Origin of the sequence: Microvirga sp. VF16 (genome assembly GCF_016864375.1) — a bacterium.
In the GTDB taxonomy this organism is placed as follows: Bacteria; Pseudomonadota; Alphaproteobacteria; order Rhizobiales; family Beijerinckiaceae; genus Microvirga.
In genome coordinates this window covers 2,578,867-2,599,416 of record NZ_CP069354.1, presented here as the reverse complement: position 1 = coordinate 2,599,416, position 20,550 = coordinate 2,578,867, and the positions used below count along the sequence as shown (strand labels likewise).

Genomic DNA, 20,550 nt, shown 5'->3' with positions numbered 1-20,550 from the left:
GGCAGCGCAGCAATCGATGACCGAAATTCGCAACCCGGACAAAGCCGGGTTGGCCGCGGAACCGCCGCTGCTCGAGGTCCAGGGGCTTTCCGTCCGCTTCGATGGCGCGCCGAAGGGCATCAATGTCGTCGACGACGTGTCCTTCTCGGTGAGCAAGGGCAAGACCCTCTGCATCGTCGGCGAGTCCGGCTGCGGCAAGAGCGTGACGTCGCTTGCCCTCATGGGCCTCCTGCCGACGCCGCCGGCGCGGATCGTTGCAGGCACTGCCCTCTTCGATGGCAGGGACCTGCTGACGCTCAGCGAGCGCGAGCGGGCGGATCTGCGCGGCGATCGGATGGCGATGATCTTCCAGGAGCCGATGACTTCGCTCAACCCGGCCTTCACCGTGGGCGACCAGATCGCTGAGGGCATCGCCCGGCATCGCAAGGTTTCGAAGGCCGAGGCCTGGGAGCGGGCGCTCGATATGCTGAAGAAGGTGCGCATTCCCGCGCCCGAGAAGCGCCTGCGCGCCTATCCGCACGAGATGTCAGGTGGCATGCGCCAGCGCGTGATGATCGCCATGGCACTTGCCAATGATCCGCAGCTTCTCATCGCCGACGAGCCGACTACTGCCCTCGACGTGACGATCCAGGCCCAGATCCTCACCCTGATCCGTCGCCTGCAGGAGGAAACCGGCACGGCCATGATCCTCATCACCCACGATCTCGGCGTGGTGGCGGAAGTCGCCGACGAGGTCGCCGTGATGTATGCGGGACGCGTGGTTGAGAGCGGTCCGGTCGAAGCAATCTTCGAGGACCCGCAGCATCCCTACACCATCGGCCTCATGGGCTCGGTCCCATCGCTCGGCCGCCGTCAGGGACGGCTCGCCACGATCCGAGGCACCGTTCCGCCGGCGGAGCTGATGCCCAAGGGCTGCCGCTTCACACCGCGCTGCCCGTTCTCCGACAGCCATTGCGCCAACGATCCGCCGCCTCTTGCCGAGATCAAGCCGGGCCATCGGGCGCGCTGCTGGTACGCCCCTCTCGAACTTCATCGTGGAGCCGCCCTATGAGCGTGATGCCCGCAGACGACATCATTCTCGAAGGCGTCGGCCTGAAAAAGCATTTCGGTGGCGGCGGTCTGCTCTCCTCGCCCACAATCGTGCGTGCAGTCGACGGCGTGTCACTGGGCATCCGGCGCGGCGAGACCTTCGCCGTGGTGGGTGAATCTGGCTGTGGCAAGTCCACCCTGGGCCGCCTCCTGCTGCGCCTGATCGAAGCGACCGAGGGCGATGTACGCTATGAGGGCCGCTCGATCCTGAAACTCAGCAAGACCGAGCTGCGCAAGCTGCGGCGCGAGTTGCAGATCATTTTCCAGGATCCCTACGCTTCGCTCAACCCGCGCATGAATGTGGGCGACATCATCGCCGAGCCGATCTGGCTGCATAACCTCGCCTCCGGCCGGGAAAAGCGCGAGCGCGTGGCGGATCTCATGCGCACGGTCGGCCTTCTGCCGACCCATGCGGACCGCTATCCGCATGAGTTCTCCGGTGGCCAGCGGCAGCGCATCGGTATCGCCAGGGCGCTCGCAGGCGATCCCAAGCTGATCGTCGGCGACGAGCCAGTCTCGGCTCTCGACGTGTCGATCCAGGCGCAAATCATCAACCTGCTCGAGGATCTCAAGGACCGCTTCGGGCTGACCCTCGTCATCGTGGCGCACGATCTTGCCGTCATCCGGCACATGAGCGACCGCGTTGCCGTGATGTATCTTGGTGAGATCGTCGAGCTTTCGGACACGGACGCGCTGTTCGACAACCCGCTGCATCCCTATACCCAGGCGCTTCTTGCGGCGATCCCCGTACCGTCCCCGACAAACCGCCAGCCGAAGGCGCTGCTCCAGGGCGACGTGCCAAGCCCGGCCGCGCCACCGTCCGGCTGCCGCTTCCACACCCGCTGCCCCCATGCCCGCGCTCTCTGCAAGGAGCAGCATCCTGCGCTCGAGACGGCCCCGGACGGGCGGCAAGTCGCCTGCCATTTCTGGCGTGAAATCCAGGGAGCGGGCGCCGGTTCCATCAGCGCACCGCCCCCGAGTGCAGCGCTCGCCAAGCGCTTGGCACTCTACCGCACTTGGCGCGAACGGCAGGATAAGCCCGTCGCGACGAGCCCCTGAACTCAGAGGACGACACCTAGAGGACAATTGGAGGACGAGAGAATGAAGAAGAGACTGCTCCTTGCCGTGGCCGCCGGGCTCATGATGAGCACCGCGGCTTCTGCACAAACCTTGCGCATCGGCCTGAACGAGGATCCCGACGTGCTCGATCCGCACCGCGCCCGCACCTTCGTCGGCCGCATCGTGTTCACGTCGCTGTGCAACAAGCTCGTCGACATCACACCCGAACTGAAGTTCACGCCGGAACTCGCCACCGAGTGGAGCTGGGGCGATGACGGCAAGTCGCTCACCTTCAAGCTGCGCCCGGGCGTTACCTTCCACGACGGCGAAAAGATGGATGCCGCCGCGGTAAAGGCCAATCTCGACCGCGCCCGCACGCTGCCGGACAGCTTGCGTAAGAGCGAGCTGACATCGGTCGCAAGCGTCGACGTTGTCGACGACCTGACGGTGAAGGTCAATCTTTCACAGCCGGACGCGACCCTGCTGTCGCAGCTTTCCGACCGCGCCGGCATGATCCTGTCGCCGAAGGCCATGGCCTCCGCCGATTTCGGCCAGAAGCCCGTTTGCTCCGGCCCCTACAAGTTCGTCGAGCGTGTGCAGAACGACCGCATCGTTCTGGAGCGCTTCAAGGAGCACTGGGACGCGAAGAACTTTAACTTCGACCGCATCGTCTTCCAGCCCATTCCGGACACGACCGTTCGCCTCGCGAACCTCAAATCGGGCAACCTCGACATGCTCGAGCGTCTCGCGCCGAGCGATGTTCCCGCCGCGAAGAGCGATGCCAATCTGGTCTTCGCGCCCGTCACGGGCATCGGCTATCAGGGCATCACCATCAACACCAACAATGGCGACAAGGCCAAGACGCCGCTCGGCCAGGACAAGCGCGTTCGTCAGGCGCTCGAATTGTCCATCGACCGCGATGTGATCAACGAAGTGGTGGGCGCCGGCATCTATCCGCCGGCAGGCCAGCCTTTCCCTGCGGCGAGCCCCTACAACAATCCGAAATTCGCCGCCGGCAAGCGTGACGTGGCAAAGGCCAAGCAGCTTCTGAAGGAAGCGGGCGCCGAGAAGGTGAAGTTCGAGATCACCTTCGGCACCAGCACCACGACGCAGCAGATCGCCGAGATCATCCAGGCGATGGCGGCGGAAGCGGGCTTCGAGATCACGCTGCGGCCGACCGAGTTCGCTGCCATGCAGAAGGAGGCGCAGGCCGGCAATTTCCAAGCCAACATCATCGGATGGTCGGGCCGCGTCGATCCCGACGGCAATATCCACGCCTTCGCAACCTGCAAGGGCGCGCTCAACGACGGCCGCTACTGCAACGCGGAAGTGGACAAGCTGCTCAACGAAGCACGCAGCATCAACGACGAAGCCAAGCGCAAGCAGCTCTATGATGCCGCGCAGGAAATCCTGAAGCAGGACCTGCCGATCATCTACACCTACTATCAGCCCTGGCCCTTCGTTCTCTCGAAGAAGATGCAGGGCTTCAAGCCCTATCCGGACGGCATGATCCGCCTGAAGGGCGTGAAGTTCGCTTCCTAAGCTGATCAAGACAGCGTGCCCGGTTCGACGACCGGGCACGCCCCTACCCTTCCTTGTCACGGGTTCCACGAGCTGATGCTGCGCTACATCGGACGACGAATACTGATTGCCATCCCGACGCTGATTATCGTGTCGATCCTGGTCTTTGCCCTGCAGAAGCTCCTGCCCGGCGATCCGGTTCTCACCATGGCGGGCGAAGAACGCGATCCGCAGGTGCTTGCCTACCTGCGCGAAAAGTATCGCCTGGACGATCCCCTTCCAGTTCAGTATTTCGCCTGGATCGGCTCCGCCTTGACGGGCAATCTCGGGATCTCGCTGCGTACCGATATCCCGGTCCTCGACCTGATCATGAGCAAGCTGCCTGTGACTCTCGAGCTCGCCATCATGGCCATGATCGTAGCGCTCGCCATCGGCATTCCAACCGGCATCATCTCGGCCGTGAAGAAGGGAACGACGGTCGACTACACCGCCAACGTCATCGCCCTCTCGGGCCTATCCATCCCCAATTTCTGGCTGGGCATCATGCTGATCATGCTGGTGTCGGTCCGCTGGGGTCTTCTGCCCGCCTCCGGCTATGTGCCGCCGACCGAAGATCTGTGGCTCAACATCAAGACCATGCTCATGCCGGCCTTCGTTCTCGGTACGGGTTTGGCCGCGAGCCTGATGCGCCACACCCGCAGCGCCATGCTGGGTGTCATGCGCTCCGACTATATCCGCACCGCCCGCGCCAAGGGGCTTCTATCGCGAAAGGTCATCCTGAAGCACGCCCTGCGCAATGCGCTCGTGCCGATCGTGACCCTCTCGACCCTGCTCTTCGGCGAGCTTCTCGCTGGTGCCGTTCTCACGGAGCAGATCTTCACTATCCCAGGCTTCGGCAAGCTCATCGTCGATGCGGTCTTCAACCGTGACTACGCGGTGGTGCAGGGCGTCGTTCTCTGCACGGCCGTCGGCTTCATCTTCATGAACCTGCTCGCCGATGTCCTTTATGTTCTCGTCAATCCCCGCCTGAGGCACGCCGCATGACCGCCACTGCCGTTATTGCCGATGAGGTCGCGCTGCCCAAGAAGCGCAGCCGCGTCCTCGCCAAATTCCTGAAGAACAAGAGTGCCGTACTGGGCGGCGCCATCGTTCTGTTCTTCGTTCTCGTTGCCCTCGTCGGCCCTTATTTCGCGCCCTACGACCCGATCAAGCCGAGCTTCACGAGCATCCGAAAGGCTCCTTCGGCTCTGTTCTGGTTCGGCACCGACGAACTCGGACGCGATCTCCTCTCCCGCATGCTCTGGGGCGCCCGCGCCTCCATCATGGCGGGCGTGGTCTCGGTCACCATCGCCATCGTCCTCGGCGTGCCGTTCGGTCTCATCGCCGGCTATTTCGGTGGCTGGATCGATGCCGCGATATCCCGCGCCACCGACGCCATGTTGGCCATCCCCTTCCTCATCTTCGCCATCGCACTCGCGGCCTTTCTCGGCCCGAGCCTCACCAATGCAATGATCGCCATCGGTCTTTCCGCCATGCCGATCTTCATCCGCCTCACCCGCGGGCAGGTGCTGACCGTGAAGGCGGAGGATTACGTGGAAGGCGCGCGGGCCATTGGCCTGCCCGATTTCTGGATCCTGGTCCGCTACGTTCTGCCGAACGTACTGCCGCCGATCCTGGTTCAGGGCACCCTCACCATCGCTACCGCCATCATCGCGGAGGCAAGCCTGTCTTTCCTCGGCCTCGGCCAGCAGCCGCCGAACCCGTCCTGGGGCTCCATGCTCAATACGGCAAAGAACTTCATGGATCAGGCGCCGTGGATGTCGATCTTCCCCGGCTCGGCGATCTTCCTGATCGTGCTCGGCTTCAATCTTCTCGGCGACGGCCTGCGCGACGCGCTCGATCCCCGCGAACAGTAATTAAAACGCCAACTTCGGATAAGAGATCATGTTTACGACACGGCCCGAGATCCTCGGCACCTTCGGTATCGTCACCTCGACCCATTGGCTGGCTTCGGCCGCCGGCATGTCGATGTTGGAGAAAGGCGGCAATGCCTTCGACGCCTGCGTCGCCTCCGCCTTCGTGCTCCAGGTCGTCGAACCGCATCTGGTGGGGCCATCCGGCGAGGTGCCGACGGTGTTCTACTCGGCCAAGACCAAGAAGGTCGAAGTGCTCTGCGGCCAGGGCACGGCCCCGCAGGGTGCCACCATCGCGCATTACAAGAACGAGGGCCTCAAGCTCATTCCCGGCAACGGCCTGCTCGCCACCGTCGTGCCCGGCGCATTCGATGCCTGGATGCTGCTTTTGCGCGACCATGGCCTGCTCTCGCTGAGAGAGGTGCTGGAGCCCGCCATCTATTACGCTGAACAGGGCCACCCCCTGCTGCCGCGCGTGTCGGACACCATCAAGGGCCTGAAGGAGTTCTTCGAGACGGAATGGCCGACCTCCGCAGCCGTGTTCCTGCCCGGAGGCGAGGTGCCGAAGCCGCGCCAGCTCTTCCGCAACCCGCAGCTCGCGGACACCTGGAAACGCATCATCCGCGAAGGCGAGGCCCGGGGCAGCGACCGCGAGGCGCAGATCGAAGCAGCGCGCAACGCCTTTTACAAGGGCTTCGTGGCCGAGGCCATCGATGCCTTCGTGCGCAAGACGGAAGCCATGGATCAGAGCGGCTCGCGCCATCGCGGCGTGTTGACCGCCGACGATATGGCCAAGTGGTCCGCAAGCTATGACGCGCCGCAGACTTACGACTACCATAACTACCGGGTGAACAAGATCCGTCCTTGGGGCCAGGGTCCGGTCTTCCTGCAGACATTGGCACTCCTGAAGGGTTTCGATCTCGCCGCTATGGGCCCGACCAGTGCGCAATTCATCCACACGGTCGTCGAGTCCATGAAGCTCGCCTTTGCCGACCGCGAGGCCTATTACGGCGATCCGGACTTCGTCGATGTTCCGATCCAGGCGCTGCTGTCGGACGCCTATAACGACGAACGCCGCAAGCTCATCACGGACAGGGCCTCCCTTGAGCTGCGGCCCGGCCACGTCGAGGGGTACGAGGCTCAGGTGGAGCGCACCCTGAAGGCGCTGCGCGAACTGTCTACCACCGACAAGAAGATTTCCGGTGGCGAGCCGACGCTTCAGTCCATGCGCTCGGCGCGGCGCGGCGACACGGTGCATATCGACGTGGTGGACCGCTTCGGCAACATGATCGCGGCCATGCCGTCGGGCGGCTGGCTGCAATCCTCGCCTGTCATTCCGGAACTCGGCTTCATGCTCAACTCCCGCGCCCAGATGTTCTGGCTCGAAGAAGGCCTACCGGCGAGCCTCGCACCGGGCAAGCGTCCGCGCACCACGCTCACCCCGACCCTCGCGGAAAAGGATGGCGAGCCCTACATGGTCTTCGGCTCACCGGGCGGCGATCAGCAGGAGCAGTGGCAGCTTCTCCTCTTCCTGCGCCATGCCCATCACGGCCTGAACCTGCAGGAGGCCATCGACCAGCCGATGTCGCACACGGCGCATTTCCCCTCCTCGTTCTATCCACGCGAGCAGAAGCCCGGCCATCTCATGGCCGAGGAGACCTATGGCGCGGAGGTCCTCGACGATCTGCGCGCACGCGGTCACGAGGTCGAGGTCGCGCCCGCCTGGACGGTCGGACGCCTTGTGGCGGCCAGCCGCGACAAGGACGGCCTGCTGCATGGCGCTGCAACACCACGCCTCATGCAGGCCTATGCGGTCGGTCGTTGAGGAGCATAGATCATGACTTGGTCGATCATCGCCAAGGATCCCGAGACCGGCGCCTTCGGCGTTGCGGTAACGACCAAGTTCTTCGCCGTGGGAGCGCTCTGCCCCCACGGCGCGGCACGGATTGGCGCTCTCGCCACGCAAGCACTCGTCAATCCGCTCTACGGCACGGACGGCGTGAAACTCCTTGCCGAGGGACGAAGCGCCGAGGAAATCGTCTCGATCCTCACGGCGCAGGATCCGGGTAGCCGTTCCCGTCAGCTCCACGTGATCGATCGAGACGGCCGTACGGCCGCTCATACGGGACCGGACTGCATCGACTGGTGCGGGCATCTCACGGATGAAGGTGTCTCGGTGGCCGGCAACATGCTGGCAGGTCCGACTGTCATCGAGGCCACGCTCGAAACCTACAAGCGGCGCCTGGATCTTCCCTTCGCGGATCGTCTCATGACGGCGCTCGATGCCGGACAGGCCGAGGGCGGCGACAAGCGCGGCAAGCAATCCGCTGCCATCAAGGTCTGGCGCGACGAGCCCTATCCCATGCTCGACCTGCGCGTCGACGATCATCCCGAACCTCTGGACGAGCTGCGTCGCCTCTATGGCGTTGCCCATGAGCGCTTCCTCGCCTTCATGGACGCCATGGCAACCCGCGCCAATCCCGGCGGCATCACGGATCGGTCGTGGATCGACCAGAAGGCGCGCGAATATCAGGAGCGGCCGGCAGCAAATTCCTCGCCGTAGGGCAGCCCTGCAACAGCGTCACTTGCCGACAGATCAAAAAGATCCTACGGCGATCTCCTCTCTCGATGGACCTTCCAATGTTTGGCATACCTCTGTTCGAATTGGCTTGGCTCGTGGCTGCGCTGCTGGCCGCTGGTGCCATCACCGGCCTGCTCGCCGGCGTGTTCGGTGTCGGCGGTGGCGCCGTGGCCGTGCCGATCCTCTACGAACTCTTCCGCATCCTGGAGGTGCCTGAGGAAGTTCGCATGCCACTCTGCGTCGGCACCTCGCTTGCCATCATCATTCCCACCTCCATCCGCTCCTTCAACACGCACAGGGCGAAAGGGGCGGTTGACATGACGATTCTGCGGGTCTGGGCCGTGCCTGTGGTGCTCGGCGTCATCATCGGCAGCATCATCGCCCGCTATGCTCCGGCCGACCTGTTCAAGACCGTCTTCGTGATTGTGGCAGGAATCTCTGCCATCCGCCTGCTCTTCGGCAAGGACACCTGGCGCTTCGGCCTCGACATGCCGGCAAAGCCGATCATGGTCGCCTATGGTTGGCTCATCGGCATCCTCTCGGCGCTCATGGGCATCGGCGGCGGCCAGCTCTCTAACCTGTTCATGACCTTCTACAACCGCCCGATCCATCAGGCGGTCGCGACCTCCTCAGGCCTCGGTATCCTGATCTCGATCCCGGGGGCGCTCGGCTACATCTATGCCGGCTGGCCGCATATGGCTGATTATCCCACTGTGACCGCTTTCCAGCCACCGCTGGCGTTGGGCTACGTGTCGCTCCTGGGCCTTGTGCTGTTCATCCCTACCAGCACCTGGATGGCGCCGGTGGGCGCGCACCTCGCGCACCGGCTCTCGAAGCGCCGGCTCGAGGTCGCCTTCGGTATCTTCCTGCTCCTCGTCTGCGCGCGGTTTGCGGCAAGCCTCCTCACTTAAGCCATCGAGAATCTCCAATCTGGGTGACCGGATCGGAGATCAAACCATGTCTGGATCAGCTGCAGGGCCTCTCCATGCCTATCTCGCCGGAACCGGGCACGATGGCAGGGGACGTCTTGCGGCCGATGTCCTCAGCTTTTCTGATGAGCAGCTGGAAGAAGTACATGACTACATCCAGTGGCTTTTTCCCTTGCAGACCCGTAGCGGCGCCCAGCCTGGAGCTCCGGTTCTGACGCAGGCGGAAATAGATGCGATCAGGACGGACCGCAGCGCCCAGGATACGCTTGCGAAGGCGACCGAACGGATGCTCCGGTTCTACCGGGATACGCGATGGTGGCTAACGTCCTACGACCACAACCACCTGCGCATCACCCGGATCATTCACAGCCTCATGCAGCTTGCCAGCCAGGAGGAGGCCGAGCACTTTCACGAGGCCATCCTCGCCTTGAACGAAGCCGCAGGATCACCCGTCAATGCCCGCAGCCTCAAGTTCTGGGCGGACGCGGCGGGTGCCTGACCTCGTCAGGCGAACTGCGCCTCGCTTAGCCGCCTGTAAATTCCATTAAGAGCGAGAAGCTCCCTGTGGTCGCCCTGCTCCACGATCACGCCCCGATCGATCACGGCGATCCTGTCCGCATTCACGATGGTCGCGAGGCGATGGGCAATCACTAGCGTCGTGCGACCCATCGACAATTCGGCGAGAGCCTGCTGGATCGCCCGCTCGGTTTCCGTGTCAAGGGCCGACGTGGCCTCATCCAGGATCAGGATCGGCGGGTTCTTGAGGAAGATGCGCGCGATGGCGAGGCGCTGCTTCTGCCCTCCCGACAGCTTGACGCCGCGCTCTCCGATGATCGTATCGAGGCCCGCCGGCAGGGAGGCGATCACCTCGTCGAGCCGGGCACGACGGGCCGCCTCCAGGATTTCGGCCTCAGAAGACTCAAGGCGGCCATAGGCGATGTTCTCGCGGATCGTACCCGCGAACAGGAACACATCCTGCTGCACGATTCCGATCTGGCTGCGCAGAGAGCGGAGCGTCATGGCGCGGATATCGATCCCGTCAATGGTGATCGCCCCGCTATCGACCTCGTAGAAACGGGGCAGCAGAGAGCAGATCGTAGTCTTGCCCGCCCCCGATGGGCCGACGAAGGCGATGGTCTCGCCGGCACGGATCGTCAGGTCGAGCCCCTGGAGGATGCTGCGCTCCTCGGCATAGCCGAACACGACGTTCCTGTATTGGATGTCTCCCTTGAGCTTGTCGACATCTCTCGCGCCGGGACGGTCCGCGATGTCCGGGCGCGTATCGAGGAACGTCATGTAGCGTTTGAAGCCCGCGATGCCTTTGGGATAGGTCTCGATGACCGAATTGATCTTCTCGATGGGGCGGAAGAAGACGCCCACAAGGAGCAGGAAGCCGACGAAGCCACCAGCACTGAGTTCACCTTTCAGCACCAGATAGCTGCCGGCGACCATGACGACCATCTGGATCAGGCGCATGCTGAGATAGCTCAGCGAAGTCGAGGCGGCCATGATCTTGTAGGCCTCAAGCTTGGTCTTGCGGTAGCCCTGGTTGTCGACGGCGAACAGCCGACGCTCATGATCCTCGTTGGCGAAGGCCTGGACCACGCGGATACCGCCGACATTCTCCTCGATGCGTGCATTGAAATCGCCGACGCGGCCATAAAGAGCCTGCCAGTTCCGCGTCATGCGGCCGCCATAGCGAGTCGTCAGCCAAGCGGTCAGAGGAACGACCATGGCTGTGATGAGGGCGAGCTTCACATTGACCGTAAACATCAGGATGAACGCACCCACGAGCGTCATCACGGCAATGAAAAGATCCTCCGGCCCGTGATGGGCGACCTCGCCGATCTCCTCCAGGTCCTTGGTGAGTCGGGCCACGAGATGGCCGGTCTTCTGGTTGTCGAAGAAGCCAAAGGAGAGCTTCTGGAGATGGTCGAAGGCCTTGCGCCGCATCTCCGTCTCGATGTTGATGCCGAGCATATGCCCCCAATAGGTCACCGTCGCCATCAGGCCCGCATTGAGGACGTAGACGGCAAGCAGCAAAGCCGAGGCGAGCGCAATGAGCCCCCACTGACCGGTCGGAAGCAGGGTGTCGATGAACAGCTTGACCGCAATCGGAAAGCCAAGTTCGAGCAGGCCCGAGGCCACGGCACAGGAAAAATCCAGCACGAACAGGCCGCGATGGGGCCGGTAGTAAGCGAAAAAGCGATTGAGCAGGGAATGCATGGCGGAACTAGGTACTGCCGGCTGCCGATAACGGCAAGCAGGGGCTTGGAAGGTTCAACGGACGAAGCTGACAGGCTGGCCCGTGACGGGATGGGGAATGACATCCATGGCGATGCCGTAGATGGCCTGCAACTGGTGCGGTGTCATGATCTCATCGGGCGTGCCGCGAGCAATCAGCCGCCCCATCTGCAGCGCTAGGATCTCGTCACAGAAGCGGGCCGCCATATTAACGTCGTGCAGCACCACGACCACACCAAGGCCGCGCTCGCGCGAAAGACGCTGAACGAGGGCTAGCACCTCCACCTGATGGGTGACATCGAGTGCGGAAATCGGCTCGTCGAGCAGCAGGAACTGAGCATCCTGTGCGACCAGCATGGCGAGCCAGACCCTCTGGCGCTCGCCGCCTGACAAGGTGTCGACGAGGCGGTCGGCGAAAGGTTCGACATCGGCGAGCACCATTGCTTCCCGCACCTTCTCGCGATCAGTCGCTCCGAAGCGACCGAGCGGGCCATGCCAGGGATAGCGGCCGAGTGCCACAAGTTCCTTGACGAGCATGCCCGAAGCCGGAGGCGTCTGCTGCGGCAGATAAGCGACCCGCCTCGCGAAGGGCCGCTCTCCCCAATCGGATAGTCCTTTTCCCTCGAAAGCGATGGCGCCGCCCGAGACCGGCTGCTGACGAGCCAGCAGCTTGATCAGCGTCGACTTGCCCGAACCATTATGGCCGATCAATCCGATCACGCGCTGCCCCGGCAGGGTCAGCGTGAGCGGATGCAGCAAGGTGCGCTCCGGAATCGAGAAGCTGACATCCGTCAACTCGAACAATGGCGTCTCGAGTGCAGAGTCTGGACGAGAAGCGGCGGACATGGGCTTCGGCACAGTCATGAAGGTGCCGTCTTGCGACGGCGCTCCATACATCACCACTTGTAGCCCGCCTTCAGCGTTGCGACGCGACCGGCACCATAATTGCAGGTGAATTGCGTATCGCAGGCTGAGACATATTCGTTATCGAAGAGATTGTTGACGTTGAGTGCCACCGTGAAGTTATCGCGCGTGTAGCGGATGCCTGCATCGAACACGGTCGCGGCAGGCACCTTCAGGGTGTTCTCGTTGTCGGCATAGGAGAACCCGACATAGCGAACACCTGCACCGAAGCCGAGCCCTTTGAACGGACCGTCCTGAACCGTGTAGTCGAGCCAGCCCGAGGCGAGGATTTCCGGCACGACATTGGGTCGATTTCCGATCAGTAGCGGATTTGAATCCTCAGTGATTTCGATGTCATAAGCCGTGAATGCGGCAATCGCCTTCAGGCCCGCCGTGATATTGGCCTGCGCTTCGAGCTCAAATCCGCGGGAGCGAACCTCGCCCAACTGCACCTCAAAGAATGAGTGCTCCGGGTCGGTCGTGTTAACGTTCTGACGCGTGAGATCGAACAAGGATGCCGTGATCAGAGCATCAATGAAGGTCGGCCTGTATTTGAGGCCGACTTCATATTGTTGTCCGGTTTCAGGGGCGAACGACTGGCCGAAGAAATCGGAGCCGATGACGGGGTTGAAGGAGCGAGACACAGCGGCGTAAGGCGTCATTCCGTTCTCAAACTCATAACCCAGCCCGAGACGGCCGCTGAACTCGCCGGCTTCGTCGCTGAAATTGGCGGCGCCGACCTTATCCGTGCTCTTCGTGGAGACATGATCGTAACGTCCGTTCAACGTCGCGATCCAACCGCTATAACGGATCTGGTCCTGAGCATAGAACCCGAGTTGGCTCATGGTCAGGTCCTGGTCGAGATAAGGAACCGTCGGCCCCTGGAGCACACCGTAAATCGGGTTGACGGGACTGATCGGCGTACCGCCGCCGGCCGCCTGGATATGATCGATATCGTAGTACTTGTAATCCAGGCCGAGGAGCAGCGTATGATTAAGCGGCCCTGTGCCGAACTTCGCTTCTGCCTGGTTGTCGAGGGATAGCGTGTTCACCACCGTGTGATGGTTGAAGCCAACGCGAAACAGCAGGAAGTCCGGTCCGACCGGCGCTCCGCCAAGATAACCGAACGGATAGGGACCGCGCTCCTTCGAATCTACATGCGCGTAGCGGAAGTTCTGCCTAAGCGTCCAGACGTCATTGACGGCATGCTCAAACTCATAACCGATCATCGCCTGTTCGCGGCGGTAGAGATCGATATCGGGCTCGCTGTAGTAGAACCGGCGCGAGATTCGGCCGAACGGCGCAGGCACCACCGTTCCGACATAAGGCAGGAACCCGCCCGTGTGCATGAGATCCATATGCTGGTAGGACGCGAGCACGGTGAGTTCCGTACCCGCGTTGGGCCGGAACGTGAAGGCAGGTGCGATCACGCCGCGGAAATCCTCTGCGATCTCCGTTTCCCAGCCGCCCCCGGACACCTTTCCGGTCAGGCGATAGGACCAGATCTTGTCCTTGTCGAGAGCGCCGCCGAAGTCGAAGGCCGCATAGCCGTTGCCCCAGGAATTGACGCCCGTCTCGACGTAGCGAAGCGGCTCGGTTACCGGACGCTTGCTCACGAGATTGACGATACCACCGATGGACGAACCGCCATAAAGAGCGGCGGACGGTCCTTTAAGCACCTCAATGCGCTCAAGCACGAACGGGTCGATATAAAACCCGCCGAAACCATACTGATAGAGCGGCAGGTTGTTGAGGAACACACCGGTCTGCCCGGCATCGAAGCCGCGGATGAAGAACCAGTCGGTATCCGAATCCAGCCCATAGGGCTGCGCAAAGACGCCAGCCGTGTAGCGCAGAGCCTCGTCAACCTTCTGCGCCTGCCGATCTTCGATTTCTTCGCGGCCGATCACCGAGACCGACTGCGGGATTTCCTCGATGGGCGTGTCCGTCTTGGAGCCGGTTGTCGTGCGGTTGGGAACATAGCCGTTCACTGGCCCGGTCGCGCTGCCGCCCTGCCCTTCGACGGTCACTGTCTCCAGCGCGATTTCACCCGATGCAGGCTGTGTCTGAGCCAAGGATTGACTGCTCGATGCCACCATCACGGCTAGCGAGACGAGGCTCACTCCCATACTCAACACATAACGACGATTCATGGATGCCCCCAAGGCTGTCAATCGCAGGGAAGCCTCCTGGGGCCTCACATGCAGGCGCAATCAGCCGATTACCGGTCGGCGGCACTGACTATGGTTTCCGCCAGGTTGAGGCAAGCATTATGTTTTCAAACTACTCTAAACTGCAGTTTATAATAGTTACAATCAGGAGTTAGATTTTTTATAATCGCTACAAACTAGAGACTATGCTGTTTAACATAATAGACCAAATTGGCAGTTCACGTCCCCACGAAACCCACAAGCAAGCACTTCCAGTCCGAGATGAAAGGCGACTTTCACAACGATGTCGGCACCTGCCTTCATAATCGAAGCTTTCTTTGGAATTGCTCCAAGCTACTGGAATGATTGCATTTTCAGGAGAAATTTGTTGACGCAACCGCATCCACGGTTCATCAACCCGCTTCAAAGGATGGATGTTGCTGGAGCACCTTGCGGCAAACAATGAACGAAGGCGACAGTCGCGCGTTCATCCGGCGGCGATGACATCAACATAGTATTTTCGATTTAGACCGAAGTATAAAACTTCTACCGTAGAGTGCGCCAAAGGATCTTCTCCTGGTACATCGAATGCCAATGCAGCTTTATTCCGCCCGAAAAGCATTCGCGTTGACCCGGCGCAGCTTCCTCGGAGCCGCCATTGGCGCTTCTATCGTCGGCAAAGTCCAAGCGATCCCACATGCGCGGATTGCCGTCGTCGATTGGGCGATGCTCGAGACATTGCTCGCTCTGGATGTGGTGCCTGTCGCTGCGACCGAACTTGTGCAGTTTCGAAAGATTGCGATCGAGCCGAATGTGCCGGCAGGGGTCGCAGATCTCGGCCTTCGCGGCTCGCCGAATTTCGAGATGTTTCGGCTGTCCAATCCCGATTTGATCATCAGTTCGCGCTGGTTCAACTGGGTGCAGGATAACCTCGAACAGATTGCACCCGTCGCGTCCTATTCTGTCTACGAACCGGACCATCCCCCCTATGCCTCGGCCGAGCAGATCACCGTGGCCTTGGGCGAATATCTCGGACGAAAGCAGCAGGCACAGGCTTATGTAGATGCATCCTCCCTTGAGATCGCACAGGCAAGCAGACGCGTCGCGGACAAGAAAGCGCGGCCCGTTTTTCTGATCAACCTCGGCGACGCACGTCACTTCAGAGTTTTCGGCTCTGACAGCATGTTCGGCGACGTTCTTCAGCGCCTAGGTTTCAGGAACGCGTGGCGAAAGCCAACCAGCTACGCAGCCGCCGCTCCCATTCCCCTTGAGGCCCTTGCGGAGGTGCCTGACGCGTCGATCATCATCATCTCTCCCGTTCCGCCGGATGCGCACAGCACCCTTGACAACAGTCCGTTGTGGAAGGCTTTTCCAGCCGTTCGCGAAGGACGCGTCGTGACGCTTCCATCCGTCAATCCCTTCGGCGCACTTCCCGCCGCACGCCGTTTCGCACGCGTGCTGACCGAAGCGCTCTCCAAGGCCGGAGGGACGAATGGTTAGAGCGATGGTGGAAAGACCATCCGCATTTGCGTGGCTTCTGGCGACTGCCGTCGCCATGGGCCTGTTCTGGTACCAGATCCTGAACCTATTTCCGCTGTCGGGCAGCCAAGGATTCGATCTCAATCGAATTCTTCTACTCAACAGCGTTCTTCCTCGCGCGGTCGTCGCATTGCTCTCCGGCGCTGCACTCGGGCTGTCGGGCGCCTTGCTGCAGCAGGTCCTGCGCAATCCCATCGCGGATCCGTCGACGCTCGGAATCTCGGCGGGTGCGCAATTCGCCATGACCACTGCGACCCTGTTTGCGCCGGCCCTTATGGATACCGCGCGCGAGACCGTCGCCTTGTCGGGTGGCCTTACGGTCGCGGCCCTGCTCTTGTCCCTCACCTGGAAGCGTGGGCTTGAGCCGATTACGGTGGTTCTCGCCGGCATGGTAATCTCGTTGATCGCCATGGCCTTGAGCGCCACGCTGATCCTCGCGAATGGCGAGTACATGATGGCCCTTCTCATCTGGGGCAGCGGCTCGCTCACCCAGCAGGGCTGGGATCACGCCCACGCGATTGCGCTCACGCTTTCTATTTCTCTTATCGCATCCTTCGTTCTGATCCGCCCTCTGGCGATCCTTGGCCTTGATGACGCGAGTGCACGCAGTCTTGGGGTCAATCTCCTGTTCCTGCGGCTCTTGGCCCTCGCCGTCGCGGTGTGGCTTGCGACGACCGTCACTGCGGAAGTCGGCGTCATCGGATTCATCGGACTGGCGGCTCCGACCTTCGCTCGATTGAGTGGTGTTCGGTCTCAACGCGACATCTTCATCGCAGCGCCGCTCATTGGCTCCGCCCTCTTGTGGCTCACGGACGGTCTCGTGCAGCTTGCAGCCGGCGGCACAGCGGAAATGGTGCCGACAGGAGCCGCCACAGCGCTGCTCGGCGGACCGCTGCTCCTCTATCTGCTTCCGCGTCTTCGACTCGCACGCCACGCATCCGTCGCCATACCGCCCCCTCCTGTGCGACGGATTGCTCGACCTCTTTTCCCTCTGCTCGCGATCCTTCTTCTCGTCGCGGGCATGATCGTCCTGGCGCTTTTCCTCGGGCGTGGGCCGGATGGCTGGAGCTTTGCGACGGGACAGCTTCTCGACGATCTCCTCCCGTTCCGCGCACCGCGCATTGCCGCTGCAGCGGCCGCCGGAGCCATGCTGGCTGCGGCCGGCATGATCCTGCAGCGGATGACCGACAATCCTCTCGCAAGCCCGGAAGTGCTCGGCATCAGTGCCGGCGCCGGCATCGGCTTGGCGGCCGTGCTTTTTACCTTTCCTGCACCGACGATGGATACTCGGCTGATCGGTGCCACGCTCGGCGTCCTTGTCGCGTTGATTGCACTGCTTTCAGTTGCCGGACGACAGGAGAAGAACTCGGAATGCCTCCTCCTCGGAGGGCTTGCGGTCGGAGCGCTCTGTAGCGCCCTCGTTAACGCCGCCATGATCACAGGCGATGCTCGTGCCTTCCAGCTCCTGGCCTGGATCAGCGGCTCGACCAACCAGGTCACATGGACGGAAGCGTCGATTGCGCTGACAGTTGCCGTCATTCTGCTGGGTCTGTTGCCCCTGATGACTCGCTGGCTCGAAATCCTGCCCCTGGGAGGCGATCAGGCTCGCGCTGTCGGATTGCCGCTCCACGCGAGCCGTATGTCTCTCATCCTGTTTGCCTCAGGGCTTACGGCTGCTGCTTCGCTCATCGTCGGTCCTTTGAGCTTCGTCGGGCTCGTCGCGCCGCATATGGCACGGTTGCTCGGCTTCGGCCGCGCTCACTACCAGCTCATGGCAGCCATCCTGATCGGAGCAGGCGTGATGACCGGAGCAGATTGGCTCTCCAGGGTCGTCTCCTTTCCCTACCAACTCCCGCTGGGTCTTTTCGCGTCGCTCATCGGCGGACCGTATCTGATCTGGCTTTTGCGTCGAACCCGATAGATGGAGCGCTATTGTCCATGGAACAAACGATGACATCACCCATCCTTCGTGCGGAAGCGAGGATCGCCCTCGCAGGCCCCGCCCAGATCATGGACAAGCTCTGCGATCACTTCATCGAACACGGCAAGGTCGACCGTTCCGAGCGTTCCGCACGTGTGGAGTTCGATTTTGGCGCTGCCTCCGTCGAGATAGAGGATGGCGGTCTCTTCCTTCGCGCCGAAGGGCCCGATGCCACAGGCTTGGGCTACGTCAAATGGAGCCTCGCGGAGCATATCCTGGAGTTCGTCGAGGGCGAGACGCCTCACATTGCCTGGTCCGGCGATGGCGTTGCCGGGGCACCGCTGCCCTACTTTCGCGAAATGCGCGTGATCAGCGCGACGAATGTCACGCCGCGCATGCGTCGGGTGCGGCTCAAAGGTGCGGACATTGCTCGCTTTGCGATCGGCGGTCTGCATGTCCGCCTGCTGTTTCCCCCGAAACTCGGTGCCGTTCCACAATGGCCGGTAATGGGCGAGGACGGACGACCCGTCTGGCCAAAGGGCGAAGACCGGCCCGTGATGCGGATCTATACGATCCGTGAGATCGATGTGGAACGCGGCGAGATCGATATCGACTTCGTCCTGCACGAAGGTGACCTCACACCGGGATCGACCTGGGCCCAGCAGGCTTACCCCGGAGCCCTCGTCGGAGTGCTGGGACCGGGCGGCGGCGAACTTCCGGAAGCTGATTGGTATCTCTTTGCCGGAGATGAGACCGCACTTCCGGCCATCAGCCGTATCCTCGCGGAGCTTCCGTCAGAATGCAAAGCCACCGTTCTGCTCGAAGTCGCCGATGAGAGCGAGGAACAACCTCTTCATTCTGCCGCCGCACTGAACATCCGCTGGATGCACCGAAACGGGGCTCCGGCAGGAACCACATCCCTGATAGAGGATGCCATCCGCGAAGTCGCCATGCCGTCGAACGAAGCGCGCCGCTTCATCTGGGCTGGCTGCGAACAGAAAAGTTGCCGGTGCCTGAAAAAGCTCCTGCGCAAGGAGTGGAAGGTTCCAACTTCGGAGCATCAGGTCGTGGCCTATTGGCGCGCCGGCCACACGGCCGATCAGGTTGAGCATTAAAAATGAGCCGGAGCGGATAAGACCGCTCCGGCGCACTTCATGCGTCTGAACGAATACCTTATGCCGCGTACTTGCCGCGCAGATAGGCAAGGTAAGGCGCGGGATTGAGGCGCCGTCCCGTTTCGCGCTCAAGCAACTCGTCGCGCATGAACCGGCGACCGTGCCGCCAGATCCGGCTGCGCAGCTCTTCCGCCAGGGCAGAGTACTGGCCAGCCTCGATGGCCGCATCGAGTGATGGCTTCTGTCGACGCAGGGTCTCCATCACCTGGGCGCCCATGACGTTGCCGATGGTATAGGTCGGGAAGGAGCCGATATAGCCGGTCGACCAATGCACATCCTGAAGAACACCCTTCGCATCGTTCGGCACGATGAGATCAAGATCGCGCCGAATCGCGGCATTCCAGGCTTCCGGCAGCTCGGCGACAGGCAGCTTGCCGTCCATGAGCGCGCATTCGATGTCGCTCCGCAGCATGATGTGGAAGTCGTAGGTGAGTTCATCTGCCTCGACGCGGATGAAGCCGGGCTCGACGCGGGTGACAGCGAGATAGAATTCCTCCGCGCTCACATCGCCGAGCTGATCCGGAAAATGCTTCTGCAGTTCGGGGAAGTGACGATGCCAGAAAGTGCGACTGCGGACGATATGGTTCTCCCACAAGCGCGACTGGGATTCATGGGCACCGAAGCTGGTGCCGCCGACCGCATAGAGACCAACCAGATCGGTCGCAAGCGTGGTGCGGGTATAGGCCGGATCGACGCCTTGCTCGTAGAGCCCATGCCCGACCTCATGCGCGGTGCCGAACATGGAGGCCGGAAGATAATTCTGGTTGTAGCGAGTGGTGATGCGCACATCGTTGCGGGTGAACGACACCTCGAACGGATGTACGGTGGTGTCCAGCCGTCCACGTTGAAGATCGTATCCAAGCTTCTCAGCGAGGCTCAGGCCGAAGGCGCGCTGTCCCTCCTCCGGATAGTCACGGAACAGGAAATCCGAACGGGGTTGCGGGCGCGATCTTGCCGTATCGAGGATCGGCAGCAGCCCGGCCCGCAATTCCTTGAACAGGGATTTGAGGCTCGCGGCCGTTTCGCCCGGCTCGTAGATCGACACCATGGCATCATAGGGATGCTCGCTCCAGCCGATGCAATCGGCATAGGTGCGGGACAATGCGACGGTCTTCGCAAGGTAGGGCGAAAAGATCGAGAAATCGCTCTTCGAGCGCGCCTCGATCCAGGCCGCCTGGGCGACGGTGCGAAGGGCTGCCCGCTCCTGAATCAGCGAGGCGGGTACTCGCTTGTGATGATCCACCGCGTGACGCGTCTGCTGCACCATGCGCCGCTCGGCGGAATCCTCCGCAAGTCCCTCGAGCGCCCGCTCAGCCTCCTCGAGCGCGCTCTCGGTCTCAGACGCGAGAAGGAGGTCGCGCGCAAGCCGAGTTAGCGTCGCTATCTGATGACCACGTGTTTCCGCGCCGCCCGCGGGCATCATGGTGCGGGAATCCCAGGTTAGGACGGATGCCGCATTGAGCACGTCATTGACGGCGGCGATGCGCTCCTGGAGCGCCACGAGAGAGGCTTGCTGAGTCATGAGG

At 62.0% G+C, this 20,550-nt stretch carries 16 protein-coding genes; 12 read left to right on the top strand and 4 right to left on the bottom strand.

Going from position 1 to position 20,550, the window contains the following annotated elements:
• Window positions 1-16 precede the first annotated feature (16 nt).
• The 9 genes from JO965_RS12245 to JO965_RS12205 all read left to right on the top strand — a co-directional run bounded on the left by JO965_RS12245 (window position 17) and on the right by JO965_RS12205 (window position 9,591).
• Window positions 17-1,051: an ABC transporter ATP-binding protein gene (locus JO965_RS12245; protein WP_203444166.1), complete on the top strand. Its 1,035-nt coding sequence runs from the start codon at window positions 17-19 to the stop codon at window positions 1,049-1,051.
• 5 nt (window positions 1,052-1,056) lie between these two features.
• A complete protein-coding gene (locus JO965_RS12240) occupies window positions 1,057-2,148 on the top strand; it encodes an oligopeptide/dipeptide ABC transporter ATP-binding protein (protein WP_246776877.1) in 1,092 nt (363 codons plus the stop codon).
• A gap of 42 nt (window positions 2,149-2,190) precedes the next feature.
• Complete coding sequence (locus JO965_RS12235; protein ID WP_203443870.1) at window positions 2,191-3,690, top strand: ABC transporter substrate-binding protein; 1,500 nt, start codon at window positions 2,191-2,193, stop codon at window positions 3,688-3,690.
• A gap of 75 nt (window positions 3,691-3,765) precedes the next feature.
• Window positions 3,766-4,713, top strand: a complete 948-nt coding sequence (locus tag JO965_RS12230) for an ABC transporter permease (RefSeq protein WP_203443869.1) — start codon at window positions 3,766-3,768, stop codon at window positions 4,711-4,713.
• The gene (locus JO965_RS12225; protein ID WP_203443868.1) at window positions 4,710-5,585 is read left to right on the top strand and encodes an ABC transporter permease; all 876 of its coding nucleotides are present in this window, start codon (window positions 4,710-4,712) and stop codon (window positions 5,583-5,585) included. Before JO965_RS12230 ends, JO965_RS12225 begins: the two co-directional genes overlap by 4 nt.
• A 28-nt stretch (window positions 5,586-5,613) precedes the next feature.
• The gene (locus JO965_RS12220) at window positions 5,614-7,407 is read left to right on the top strand and encodes a gamma-glutamyltransferase family protein (RefSeq protein ID WP_203443867.1); all 1,794 of its coding nucleotides are present in this window, start codon (window positions 5,614-5,616) and stop codon (window positions 7,405-7,407) included.
• Between the two features lie 12 nt (window positions 7,408-7,419).
• Window positions 7,420-8,145 (top strand): DUF1028 domain-containing protein, encoded by a 726-nt coding sequence (locus JO965_RS12215; RefSeq protein WP_203443866.1) that lies wholly within the window; start codon window positions 7,420-7,422, stop codon window positions 8,143-8,145.
• 77 nt (window positions 8,146-8,222) lie between these two features.
• Window positions 8,223-9,074, top strand: coding sequence for a sulfite exporter TauE/SafE family protein (locus tag JO965_RS12210; RefSeq protein WP_203443865.1), 852 nt, complete (start codon window positions 8,223-8,225; stop codon window positions 9,072-9,074).
• A gap of 46 nt (window positions 9,075-9,120) precedes the next feature.
• The gene (locus JO965_RS12205; protein WP_203443864.1) at window positions 9,121-9,591 is read left to right on the top strand and encodes an opioid growth factor receptor-related protein; all 471 of its coding nucleotides are present in this window, start codon (window positions 9,121-9,123) and stop codon (window positions 9,589-9,591) included.
• Window positions 9,592-9,596: 5 nt separating this feature from the next.
• Here the strand turns inward: JO965_RS12205 and JO965_RS12200 are convergent, their stop codons facing one another.
• The 3 genes from JO965_RS12200 to JO965_RS12190 are packed head-to-tail and all read right to left on the bottom strand — an operon-like array spanning window position 9,597 to window position 14,392.
• Complete coding sequence (locus JO965_RS12200) at window positions 9,597-11,318, bottom strand: ABC transporter ATP-binding protein (RefSeq protein ID WP_203443863.1); 1,722 nt, start codon at window positions 11,316-11,318, stop codon at window positions 9,597-9,599.
• Between the two features lie 54 nt (window positions 11,319-11,372).
• Window positions 11,373-12,200, bottom strand: coding sequence for an ATP-binding cassette domain-containing protein (locus tag JO965_RS12195; RefSeq protein ID WP_246776835.1), 828 nt, complete (start codon window positions 12,198-12,200; stop codon window positions 11,373-11,375).
• A gap of 32 nt (window positions 12,201-12,232) precedes the next feature.
• Window positions 12,233-14,392, bottom strand: a complete 2,160-nt coding sequence (locus tag JO965_RS12190) for a TonB-dependent siderophore receptor (protein ID WP_246776834.1) — start codon at window positions 14,390-14,392, stop codon at window positions 12,233-12,235.
• A 591-nt stretch (window positions 14,393-14,983) separates the two neighbouring features.
• Here JO965_RS12190 and JO965_RS12185 point away from each other — a divergent pair.
• The 3 genes from JO965_RS12185 to JO965_RS12175 are packed head-to-tail and all read left to right on the top strand — an operon-like array spanning window position 14,984 to window position 18,964.
• Window positions 14,984-15,889, top strand: a complete 906-nt coding sequence (locus tag JO965_RS12185) for an iron-siderophore ABC transporter substrate-binding protein (RefSeq protein WP_203444164.1) — start codon at window positions 14,984-14,986, stop codon at window positions 15,887-15,889.
• On the top strand, window positions 15,882-17,849 hold the full coding sequence (gene fhuB / locus JO965_RS12180; RefSeq protein WP_203443861.1) for a Fe(3+)-hydroxamate ABC transporter permease FhuB: 1,968 nt from the start codon (window positions 15,882-15,884) through the stop codon (window positions 17,847-17,849). The genes JO965_RS12185 and fhuB overlap by 8 nt, the downstream gene beginning before the upstream one ends.
• 29 nt (window positions 17,850-17,878) lie before the next feature.
• Entirely contained in the window at window positions 17,879-18,964 is a 1,086-nt protein-coding gene (locus JO965_RS12175; RefSeq protein ID WP_203443860.1) for a siderophore-interacting protein, read from the top strand.
• Between the two features lie 58 nt (window positions 18,965-19,022).
• Here the strand turns inward: JO965_RS12175 and JO965_RS12170 are convergent, their stop codons facing one another.
• The gene (locus JO965_RS12170) at window positions 19,023-20,546 is read right to left on the bottom strand and encodes a carboxypeptidase M32 (protein ID WP_203443859.1); all 1,524 of its coding nucleotides are present in this window, start codon (window positions 20,544-20,546) and stop codon (window positions 19,023-19,025) included.
• Between the last annotated feature and the right edge of the window lie 4 nt (window positions 20,547-20,550).

What these genes read in the sequence shown, in the direction of transcription:
- JO965_RS12245 (WP_203444166.1), top strand. Translation starts at nt 17, where the DNA reads ATGACCGAAATTCGCAACCCGGACAAAGCCGGGTTGGCCGCGGAACCG.
- JO965_RS12240 (WP_246776877.1), top strand. Translation starts at nt 1,057, where the DNA reads ATGCCCGCAGACGACATCATTCTCGAAGGCGTCGGCCTGAAAAAGCAT.
- JO965_RS12235 (WP_203443870.1), top strand. Translation starts at nt 2,191, where the DNA reads ATGAAGAAGAGACTGCTCCTTGCCGTGGCCGCCGGGCTCATGATGAGC.
- JO965_RS12230 (WP_203443869.1), top strand. Translation starts at nt 3,766, where the DNA reads ATGCTGCGCTACATCGGACGACGAATACTGATTGCCATCCCGACGCTG.
- JO965_RS12225 (WP_203443868.1), top strand. Translation starts at nt 4,710, where the DNA reads ATGACCGCCACTGCCGTTATTGCCGATGAGGTCGCGCTGCCCAAGAAG.
- JO965_RS12220 (WP_203443867.1), top strand. Translation starts at nt 5,614, where the DNA reads ATGTTTACGACACGGCCCGAGATCCTCGGCACCTTCGGTATCGTCACC.
- JO965_RS12215 (WP_203443866.1), top strand. Translation starts at nt 7,420, where the DNA reads ATGACTTGGTCGATCATCGCCAAGGATCCCGAGACCGGCGCCTTCGGC.
- JO965_RS12210 (WP_203443865.1), top strand. Translation starts at nt 8,223, where the DNA reads ATGTTTGGCATACCTCTGTTCGAATTGGCTTGGCTCGTGGCTGCGCTG.
- JO965_RS12205 (WP_203443864.1), top strand. Translation starts at nt 9,121, where the DNA reads ATGTCTGGATCAGCTGCAGGGCCTCTCCATGCCTATCTCGCCGGAACC.
- JO965_RS12200 (WP_203443863.1), bottom strand. Translation starts at nt 11,318, where the DNA reads ATGCATTCCCTGCTCAATCGCTTTTTCGCTTACTACCGGCCCCATCGC.
- JO965_RS12195 (WP_246776835.1), bottom strand. Translation starts at nt 12,200, where the DNA reads ATGACTGTGCCGAAGCCCATGTCCGCCGCTTCTCGTCCAGACTCTGCA.
- JO965_RS12190 (WP_246776834.1), bottom strand. Translation starts at nt 14,392, where the DNA reads ATGAATCGTCGTTATGTGTTGAGTATGGGAGTGAGCCTCGTCTCGCTA.
- JO965_RS12185 (WP_203444164.1), top strand. Translation starts at nt 14,984, where the DNA reads ATGCAGCTTTATTCCGCCCGAAAAGCATTCGCGTTGACCCGGCGCAGC.
- fhuB (WP_203443861.1), top strand. Translation starts at nt 15,882, where the DNA reads ATGGTTAGAGCGATGGTGGAAAGACCATCCGCATTTGCGTGGCTTCTG.
- JO965_RS12175 (WP_203443860.1), top strand. Translation starts at nt 17,879, where the DNA reads ATGACATCACCCATCCTTCGTGCGGAAGCGAGGATCGCCCTCGCAGGC.
- JO965_RS12170 (WP_203443859.1), bottom strand. Translation starts at nt 20,546, where the DNA reads ATGACTCAGCAAGCCTCTCTCGTGGCGCTCCAGGAGCGCATCGCCGCC.